Origin of the sequence: Buttiauxella sp. (assembly GCF_035271705.1) — a bacterium.
GTDB lineage: Bacteria > Pseudomonadota > Gammaproteobacteria > Enterobacterales > Enterobacteriaceae > Buttiauxella.
The window spans coordinates 1-8,839 of the sequence record NZ_DATERI010000169.1; the positions used below are offsets into that span (position 1 = coordinate 1).

Sequence of the window (8,839 nt, forward strand, 5' to 3'; positions counted from 1 at the left end):
TCATTACCGGGTAAGAGAACTTATCTCGACCTGGACGGGAATATCCCGAACAATAAGCTTCTGGAAGCTGGTAAGCAAATTGGAAGGACTCAAAGTGAGTATAATGAAGTCACTCACTTCAATATTTTGGGGGGTGAATAAATGAAATATATCTCAGTACCCGTTAGCCCGGAGGCTATGGATAAACTTGATTACTGCGACAATGCTGAAGGTGAGCTTATCGACTTCACAATCAGCGATGAGCAATACAACACGCTGGTATCCATCGGATTAATTGGGTTAATGAATACGTTATTCGATATCAATATTGATGAATATGAAGACGAAAAATTAACGGGTATCGAAAACCTGGAGAAAGCAAAGTTATTTGCTGATAAGGAATATTCCTCAAGTGAGGATGAGGCCGTACAAGGATTCCTTTCGCAGCTTAATAAAGCGATTGAATATAAAACAGGCATCTTCTTCTTTTTTTAAGCGTCCATACCATAAGAAAAACCGCCAAAGGCAGCAGACCACTTACGAACGGCACTGTGATCGATACCAAAACGTTTTGCTGTCGCCTTGTACCCTTCCGGTCCGGAAAGATAGTGCTGCACGACCTCAAGCTTGAAGCTGACAGAATACTTGCTCATAAAAAACTGCACCTTAATCAGTTGGGGATCCAACTTTTGGGGTGCAGTTCAAACAAGGGCGGTTTTTCTTATGGTATGGCTTTAATGTGGGTCTTACCCCCTCTCCTTGTGGAGAGGGGAGGATAAACTTAGCCCTTCATCCAAACCCGAAGGCCATCGAGGAACATTTGGGTTGCCAGCATCACCAGCACCAGGCCCATTAAACGTTCCAGCGCGTTCACACCTTTCTCACCCAGCAAACGCAAGAACAACGACGATTGCAGCAAAATCGCCACGGTTCCACCCCAGGCAAGCAACAGCGCGATGACTAAATGCCCCATTTGATTCGGGTACTGGTGCGATAACAGCATTAAAGTTGCCAGTAGCGTTGGCCCGGCAACCAGCGGGATCGCCAGCGGCACGATAAACGGCTCTTCACCCGCAGGCAGGCCAGAGGCATTCCCTTCATGGCTTGGGAAAATCATTTTAATGGCAATCAGGAACAGAATTATCCCGCCGGAAATAGAGACACTTTCTGCGCGAAGATTAAGAAACGCGAGAATTTTTTCCCCTGCAAATAAGAAAATAAGCATAATTATCAGTGCGATAAGTAGCTCGCGGATCATTATCTTCCGGCGGCGCTTCGGCTCTGTGTGCTTGAGCACTGACATAAAAATCGGCAGGTTTCCTAATGGGTCCATAATCAGGATTAACAGTACTGCCGCAGAAATAATTTCAGTCATGAATGGTGTTCTCTAATTAATAATATCTTCATTAATAAGCTGTATTTCTAATCGCTTGCATATCATTGATTAATTTAACTTGCGACTTTGGCAGCATTTTGTAATGTGGACGCATGTTCCAGTAAATGCACACAATGCACACACCCTTGCAGGATTAGTCGCTATGAAAAATGTTGGTTTTGTCGGTTGGCGCGGTATGGTCGGTTCCGTTCTCATGCAACGCATGGTTGAGGAGCGCGATTTTGACGCCATTCGTCCGGTTTTCTTCTCTACTTCCCAGTTAGGTCTCGCAGCTCCGTCTTTTGCAGGCCAAAACAATGGCACGTTGCAAGACGCATATGATTTGGAAGCGCTGAAGGCGCTGGACATTATCATTACTTGCCAGGGCGGCGATTATACCAATGAAATCTATCCAAAGCTTCGTGAAAGCGGTTGGCAAGGTTACTGGATTGACGCGGCTTCTTCACTGCGAATGAAAGATGACGCGATTATTATTCTCGACCCGATTAACCAACACGTTATTCAGGAAGGTCTGAACAACGGCGTGAAAACCTTTGTCGGTGGCAACTGTACGGTCAGCCTGATGCTGATGTCTCTGGGCGGCCTGTTTGCAAACGACCTGGTGGATTGGGTATCTGTTGCGACTTATCAAGCGGCATCTGGTGGCGGTGCGCGTCATATGCGTGAACTGTTGAGCCAGATGGGCCAATTGCACAATCACGTTGCGACTGAGCTTTCAAACCCTGCTTCCGCGATTCTGGATATTGAACGCAAAGTTACCGATTTGACCCGTAGCGGCAGCTTGCCAACCGATAATTTTGGCGTGCCATTGGCGGGGAGCTTGATCCCGTGGATCGACAAGCAGCTCGATAACGGCCAAACCCGCGAAGAGTGGAAAGGCCAGGCTGAAACCAACAAGATCCTGAATACCGGCAGCATTATCCCGGTTGATGGTTTGTGTGTCCGTGTTGGCGCGCTGCGCTGCCACAGCCAGGCATTTACCATCAAACTGAAACAAGATGTCTCGCTGCCAACCATCGAAGAGATGCTGGCCGGGCATAACGAGTGGGCGAAAGTGGTGCCGAACGATCGTGACATCACCCTGCGCGAACTGACACCTGCGGCGGTTACCGGCACGCTGACCACGCCAGTCGGTCGTCTGCGTAAGCTCAACATGGGCCCTGAGTTCCTTTCAGCGTTCACGGTGGGTGACCAGCTTTTGTGGGGTGCTGCAGAACCGTTGCGTAGAATGTTGCGCTTGCTCGCATAAGTACACTTATTTACACAAGGGGCATTGCAGCCCCTTTTTTTTCGCGTCATACATGGAGCGTATGACATTCTTTTTATTTTTTCGGGAGTAAAACAGTACGTTGGCTATGCTTTATTCAGGACGGTGAAAACTGTCGTGAGGGGTTATTGGGCGGAGCAGCTGACAGGAGTACATTTACGCTGCCTGTTAGGTCAATGATAATTTTCATCTGAGCGTGTCAGTGTTGCGCCGGGATGAGACATAAAAAACAGGACGAGTGCCATGTCTGTTCATCCAGAAAAAGACGTGATAAATGCGCTGATTGCGGGTCATTTTGCTGATCCTTTTTCCTTGCTTGGAATGCATAAAACAGAAGCCGGGCTGGAAGTTCGTGCCCTGTTACCCGACGCTACCGAAGTGTGGGTTATCGAGCCAAAAACCGGGGGTAAGGTCGGTAAATTAGAGTGCATTGATTCGCGTGGTTTCTTTTGTGGGGTCATCCCCCGTCGTAAAAATCCTTTCCGTTATCAACTGGCTGTCATGTGGCATGGCCATGAAAATCTCATTGATGATCCTTACCGCTTTGGGCCGCTAATCCAGGACGTCGATAGCTGGTTATTGTCCGAAGGTACGCATTTACGTCCTTACGAAACACTCGGTGCTCACGCCGACACGATGGATGGTGTCACCGGGACACGTTTTTCCGTTTGGGCGCCTAACGCCCGCCGTGTCTCCGTCGTCGGCCAGTTTAACTATTGGGATGGCCGTCGCCATCCGATGCGTTTGCGCCGCGAAAGCGGGATCTGGGAGCTTTTCATTCCCGGCGCTCATCCTGGGCAGTTATACAAATTCGAACTCATTGATACCGACGGGCATTTGCGCCTGAAGGCTGACCCGTATGCGTTTGAGTCGCAAATGCGGCCAGAAACGGCCTCGCTGATTTGCGGTTTGCCGGATAAAACCACGCTCAGCCCTGCACGCCAGCGTGCCAATGGCTTCGACCAGCCGATTTCAATTTACGAAGTGCATCTCGGGTCGTGGCGTCGCCATACCGAAAATAACTTCTGGCTCAGCTACCGTGAACTCGCGGATCAACTGGTGCCATACGTGAAAGAGATGGGCTTTACACACATCGAACTGATGCCGATTAACGAACACCCGTTCGATGGCAGTTGGGGTTACCAGCCACAAGGGCTGTATGCGCCAACCCGCCGCTTCGGTACGCGTGAAGACTTCCGTTTCTTTATCAATGCTGCACATGCTGCGGGCTTGAACGTGCTGCTGGATTGGGTGCCTGGCCACTTCCCGACGGATGACTCGGGTCTGGCGAAATTCGACGGCACTTCGCTTTATGAACACGGCGACCCCCGTGAAGGTTATCACCAGGACTGGAACACGCTGATTTACAACTATGGACGGCGTGAAGTCAGCAACTATCTGGTGGGTAATGGGCTGTACTGGATTGAGCGTTTCGGTATTGACGGATTACGCGTCGATGCGGTGGCGTCGATGATTTACCGCGATTACAGCCGCCAGCCAGGTGAGTGGATCCCGAACGATAAAGGCGGGCGCGAAAACCTCGAAGCCATCGAATTCTTGCGTAACACCAACCGCATTATCGGCGAGCAGACACCAGGTGCGGTGACGATGGCAGAAGAGTCGACTGACTTTGCAGGCGTTTCACGTCCTGCGTCGATGGGCGGGTTGGGTTTTTGGTTTAAATGGAACCTGGGCTGGATGCACGACACGCTCAACTACATGAAACTCGACCCGGTGCATCGCCAGTATCACCACGAACAAATGACCTTCGGCATGTTGTACAACGGCACCGAAAACTTCGTTCTACCGTTGTCGCACGATGAAGTCGTTCACGGTAAAAAATCTATTCTCGACCGCATGCCGGGCGATGCATGGCAAAAATTTGCCAACCTGCGTGCTTACTACGGCTGGATGTGGGCATTCCCGGGCAAGAAATTATTGTTTATGGGCAACGAATTCGCACAAGGCCGGGAGTGGAACCACGACAGTAGCCTCGACTGGCACCTGCTGGAAGGTGGCGACAACTGGCACCACGGCGTGAAACGTCTGGTGCGCGATTTAAACCGGACTTATCGCCATCATGCTGCGATGCACGAGCTGGATTTTGACAGCTATGGTTTCGAGTGGCTGGTGGTTGAAGACAACGTTAACTCGGTATTTATCTTCGTGCGCCGTGATTCGAACGGCAATGAAATCATTATCGCCAGTAACTTTACTCCAGTGCCGCGCTACAACTACCGGTTCGGTATTAACCAGCCAGGCCGTTGGCGCGAAGAGCTTAATACTGACTCCATGCACTATCACGGCAGCAATACTGGGAACAGTGGGTCGGTACGCAGTGATGAGATCCCAAGCCATGGGCGAGAACATTCTCTGAGCCTGACGTTACCACCGCTTTCTACCATCTGGCTGGTGAGGGAGGGTGAATGACACTACTCAGAGCCGGGAATTCCGCGCCTTATGGCTCGTACTACGATGGGAAAGGGGTGAATTTCACCCTGTTTTCCGCCAATGCCCATAAAGTCGAACTGTGTGTGTTCGACGAGCACGGGCACGAGCTACGTTACGACTTACCCGTACGCACCGGTGACATCTGGCACGGGTATTTACCTGATGCCAAACCAGGTTTGAAATACGGTTATCGTGTGCATGGGCCGTGGGATCCGCAAAACGGCCATCGTTTTAACCCTGCAAAACTGCTGTTAGATCCTTGTGCCCGCGTCGTGATTGGCGGGGCAGCCGACCACCCGCATCTTCACGGTGGATACGACGAACCCAACCTGGAAGACAGCGCCCCGCACATGGCGAAATGCGTCGTGGTGCGGGATAAATTCGACTGGGAAGACGACGTACCTCTGCACACCCCGTGGGGCGACACGGTTATTTATGAAGCAAATGTTCGTGGCCTGACGGTGCTTCATCCTGCCATTCCTGAAGAACTGCGTGGCACTTATGCGGCTTTGGGGCATCCGGTGATGATTAACTATTTCAAACGCTTAGGAATAACGGCGCTTGAACTGTTACCGGTGGCGCATTTTGTTACCGAGCCACGCATCGCCCAATTAGGGCTAAGTAACTATTGGGGCTACAACCCCCGTGCGCTGTACGCCGTTGAAAGTTACTACGCGGTGAATCAGGATCCGCTGGTGGCCGCCAATGAATTCCGTGGCGCTGTAAAAGCACTGCACGAAGCGGGTATCGAGGTGATCCTCGATATTGTCCTGAACCACAGTGCTGAATTGGATCGCGATGGCCCAACCCTCTCCCTAAGCGGAATCGACAACTGTAGCTATTATTGGTTAATGGAAAACGGTGATTACCAGAACTGGACAGGTTGTGGTAACACGTTGAATTTGAGCACTCCTGGCGTGGTCGCTCAGATAGTGGATTGCCTCCGTTATTGGGTAGATAGCTGCCATATCGATGGTTTTCGCTTTGATTTAGCCTCAATAATGGGACGTACGCCGGAATTCCGCCAGGATGCGCCGCTGTTTGAAGCGATCAAAAATGATCCTGTTTTGTCGCAGATAAAGCTGATTGCTGAACCGTGGGATATTGGTCCGGGCGGATACCAGGTCGGTAACTATCCACCCCTATTTGCAGAATGGAATGATCATTTTCGCGATGGCATGCGACGTTTCTGGTTACAACAGGATTTATCGTTGGGAGGATTTGCTTGCCGCTTTGCCGGTTCCAGCGATGTCTATCGTCGTGGAGAACGCAGGCCTTCAACTAGCGTCAATTTAATCACTGCCCACGACGGCTTCACGTTGCGCGATTGTGTCAGCTTTAACCATAAACACAATGAAGCGAACGGTGAAGACAACCGTGATGGCACGCAAAACAACTACAGTAATAACTATGGTTTTGAAGGGATTGAAGCCTCACTGAATATCAAAGAGCGGCGGCGCGACAGTGTTCATGCCTTGCTCACATTATTACTGCTTTCTCAGGGTACACCGATGCTTTTGGCGGGTGACGAACATGGTCATAGCCAGCACGGTAACAACAATGCCTATTGTCAGGACAACCAACTGACCTGGCTTGACTGGGAAAATTGTAACGATGGCTTAACCACATTTACCGCGGCATTGATTCATCTACGCAAGATGATTCCGGCATTAACCCAAAACGTCTGGTGGGAGGGAGGCGATGAAAATGTCCGTTGGTGGAATAAAGAGGCTCAGCCTCTTAACGCTGACGAGTGGGAAAAAGGCATTCATCGCCTTCAAATCCAGCTTTCTGAACGTTGGCTCATTACGATCAACGCGACCGAAGAAGTGGCTGAAATAGTACTACCCGAAGGGGAGTGGCGCGCCATTCCTCCGTTTGCCGGTGAGGACAACCCGGTGGTAATGGCTGTATGGCATGGTCCTGCGCACGGTGTATGCGTCTTCCAGAAGTCATAAAAAAGGAGTCAGTCATGGTTAGGCTTGATAAGAATGATCCTCTGATGTTGGCAAGGCAACTGCCAAATAAATCTGTAGCCCTGATTCTGGCTGGTGGGCGCGGTACCCGATTGAAAGATTTAACCTCAACGCGTGCCAAGCCTGCCGTCCACTTTGGTGGCAAGTTTCGAATCATCGATTTTGCACTATCGAATTGTATTAACTCGGGTATCCGCCGCATTGGCGTGATTACCCAATATCAGTCACATACCCTGATTCAACATATTCAGCGTGGCTGGTCTTTCTTCAGCGAAGAGATGAACGAGTTTGTTGATTTGCTCCCGGCACAGCAGCGCGTACACGGTGAAAACTGGTATCGCGGGACGGCTGATGCAGTCACGCAAAACCTCGATATTATTCGTCGCTACAAAGCTGAGTATGTCGTCATTCTTGCGGGTGACCATATCTACAAGCAAGACTACTCGCGCATGTTAATTGACCATGTGGAAAAAGGTGCGCGCTGTACAGTGGCATGTATGCCTGTTCCGCTGCATGAGGCCTCAGCATTTGGTGTCATGGCGGTTGATAACGAAGAGAAAATCATTGAATTCGTTGAAAAACCGGCTAATCCACCGTCAATGCCTGGTGACGATTCTAAAGCACTGGCCAGCATGGGGATTTACGTTTTCGACGCGGATTACCTTTACGAACTGCTGGAAGCAGACGACATAGACGAGTCCTCAAGCCATGATTTCGGGAAAGATATCATCCCTAATGTCATGAAATCTGGTGTTGCCTTTGCTCATCCATTCCCGCTTTCGTGCGTGCAGTCTGATCCCAATGCAGAACCTTACTGGCGCGATGTGGGGACACTGGAAGCCTATTGGAAAGCTAACCTCGACCTGGCCTCCGTCACTCCAGAGCTGGATATGTACGACCAGGAATGGCCTATCCGAACCCATATGGAACCGCTGCCGCCAGCCAAGTTTGTGCAAGATCGCTCAGGTAGCCACGGTATGACGCTGAACTCTTTGGTTTCTGGCGGCTGCATTATTTCTGGTTCGGTTGTGGTTCAGTCGGTGCTATTCCCGCGTGTGCGCATCAATTCGTTTTGCAATATTGACTCTTCAGTATTGCTGCCAGATGTGCAAGTCGGGCGCTCTTGCCGCTTACGCCGTTGCATTATCGATCGCGCCTGCATCATTCCTGAAGGCATGGTCATTGGGGAAAATGCCGAGGAAGATTCACACCGTTTCTACCGTTCAGAAGAAGGTATTGTGCTGGTGACGCGGGAGATGCTGGCAAAATTGGTTTGAGGGTTATTGACCCACGCTTGGCGCGCCTGAAATTTAATTAGAGCGCCACGACTTTCTATACGGGAGTGAGAATGCAGGTCTTACATGTATGTTCTGAAATTTTTCCACTGCTGAAAACGGGTGGTTTGGCGGATGTGATTGGTGCGCTGCCTGCGGCGCAAATCGCAGACGGCGTAGAGACGCGAGTATTGCTGCCCGCTTTCCCTGACATTCGTCGTGGCATTGTTGACGCGCAAGTTGTCGCCCATCGCGTCACCTTCGCGGGTCATATGACTTTGTTATATGGCCACTTCAACGGCGTGGGGATTTACCTGATTGACGCTCCACATTTATACGACCGCCCGGGTAGCCCTTATCACGATACCAATCAGTTTGCTTACACCGACAACGTGCACCGATTTGCACTGTTGGGGTGGGTAGGGGCTGAGTTGGCATGTGGCCTGGATCCCTTCTGGCGCCCGGATATTGTGCATGCGCACGACTGGCATGCGGG

General features: G+C 50.8%; 7 protein-coding genes and 1 pseudogene. 6 read left to right on the forward strand and 2 right to left on the reverse strand.

From position 1 onward, the window contains the following. Positions 1-141: 141 nt before the first annotated feature. A complete protein-coding gene (locus tag VJY99_RS15515; RefSeq protein WP_324120026.1) occupies positions 142-474 on the forward strand; it encodes a hypothetical protein in 333 nt (110 codons plus the stop codon). Positions 475-500: 26 nt separating this feature from the next. Here VJY99_RS15515 and VJY99_RS15520 read toward each other — a convergent pair. Both VJY99_RS15520 and VJY99_RS15525 read right to left on the reverse strand, forming a co-directional pair. Further along, positions 501-632 (reverse strand): annotated as a pseudogene (locus tag VJY99_RS15520) (transposase); the annotation flags it as partial. 128 nt (positions 633-760) lie between these two features. Beyond that, positions 761-1,354, reverse strand: coding sequence for a YhgN family NAAT transporter (locus VJY99_RS15525; RefSeq protein WP_324120028.1), 594 nt, complete (start codon positions 1,352-1,354; stop codon positions 761-763). A 163-nt stretch (positions 1,355-1,517) separates the two neighbouring features. On the opposite strand from VJY99_RS15525, the gene asd reads away from it, so the two are divergent. The 5 genes from asd to VJY99_RS15550 form a co-directional block, all read left to right on the forward strand. After that, positions 1,518-2,624 carry an aspartate-semialdehyde dehydrogenase gene (gene asd / locus VJY99_RS15530; protein WP_324120030.1) on the forward strand — a complete coding sequence of 369 codons (1,107 nt, stop codon included), beginning with the start codon at positions 1,518-1,520 and terminating at the stop codon, positions 2,622-2,624. A gap of 261 nt (positions 2,625-2,885) precedes the next feature. Next, positions 2,886-5,072, forward strand: coding sequence for a 1,4-alpha-glucan branching enzyme (gene glgB, locus VJY99_RS15535; protein WP_324120032.1), 2,187 nt, complete (start codon positions 2,886-2,888; stop codon positions 5,070-5,072). After that, entirely contained in the window at positions 5,069-7,051 is a 1,983-nt protein-coding gene (gene glgX / locus VJY99_RS15540; RefSeq protein WP_324120034.1) for a glycogen debranching protein GlgX, read from the forward strand. Before glgB ends, glgX begins: the two co-directional genes overlap by 4 nt. Positions 7,052-7,065: 14 nt before the next feature. Next, on the forward strand, positions 7,066-8,346 hold the full coding sequence (gene glgC, locus VJY99_RS15545) for a glucose-1-phosphate adenylyltransferase (protein WP_324120036.1): 1,281 nt from the start codon (positions 7,066-7,068) through the stop codon (positions 8,344-8,346). Positions 8,347-8,417: 71 nt separating this feature from the next. Next, the coding region (locus VJY99_RS15550; RefSeq protein WP_324120038.1) for a glycogen/starch synthase at positions 8,418-8,839 on the forward strand (422 nt) is incomplete at its 3' end.

Coding starts and splice junctions, on each gene's coding strand:
- VJY99_RS15515 (WP_324120026.1), top strand. CDS start 142: ATGAAATATATCTCAGTACCCGTTAGCCCGGAGGCTATGGATAAACTT.
- VJY99_RS15525 (WP_324120028.1), bottom strand. CDS start 1,354: ATGACTGAAATTATTTCTGCGGCAGTACTGTTAATCCTGATTATGGAC.
- asd (WP_324120030.1), top strand. CDS start 1,518: ATGAAAAATGTTGGTTTTGTCGGTTGGCGCGGTATGGTCGGTTCCGTT.
- glgB (WP_324120032.1), top strand. CDS start 2,886: ATGTCTGTTCATCCAGAAAAAGACGTGATAAATGCGCTGATTGCGGGT.
- glgX (WP_324120034.1), top strand. CDS start 5,069: ATGACACTACTCAGAGCCGGGAATTCCGCGCCTTATGGCTCGTACTAC.
- glgC (WP_324120036.1), top strand. CDS start 7,066: ATGGTTAGGCTTGATAAGAATGATCCTCTGATGTTGGCAAGGCAACTG.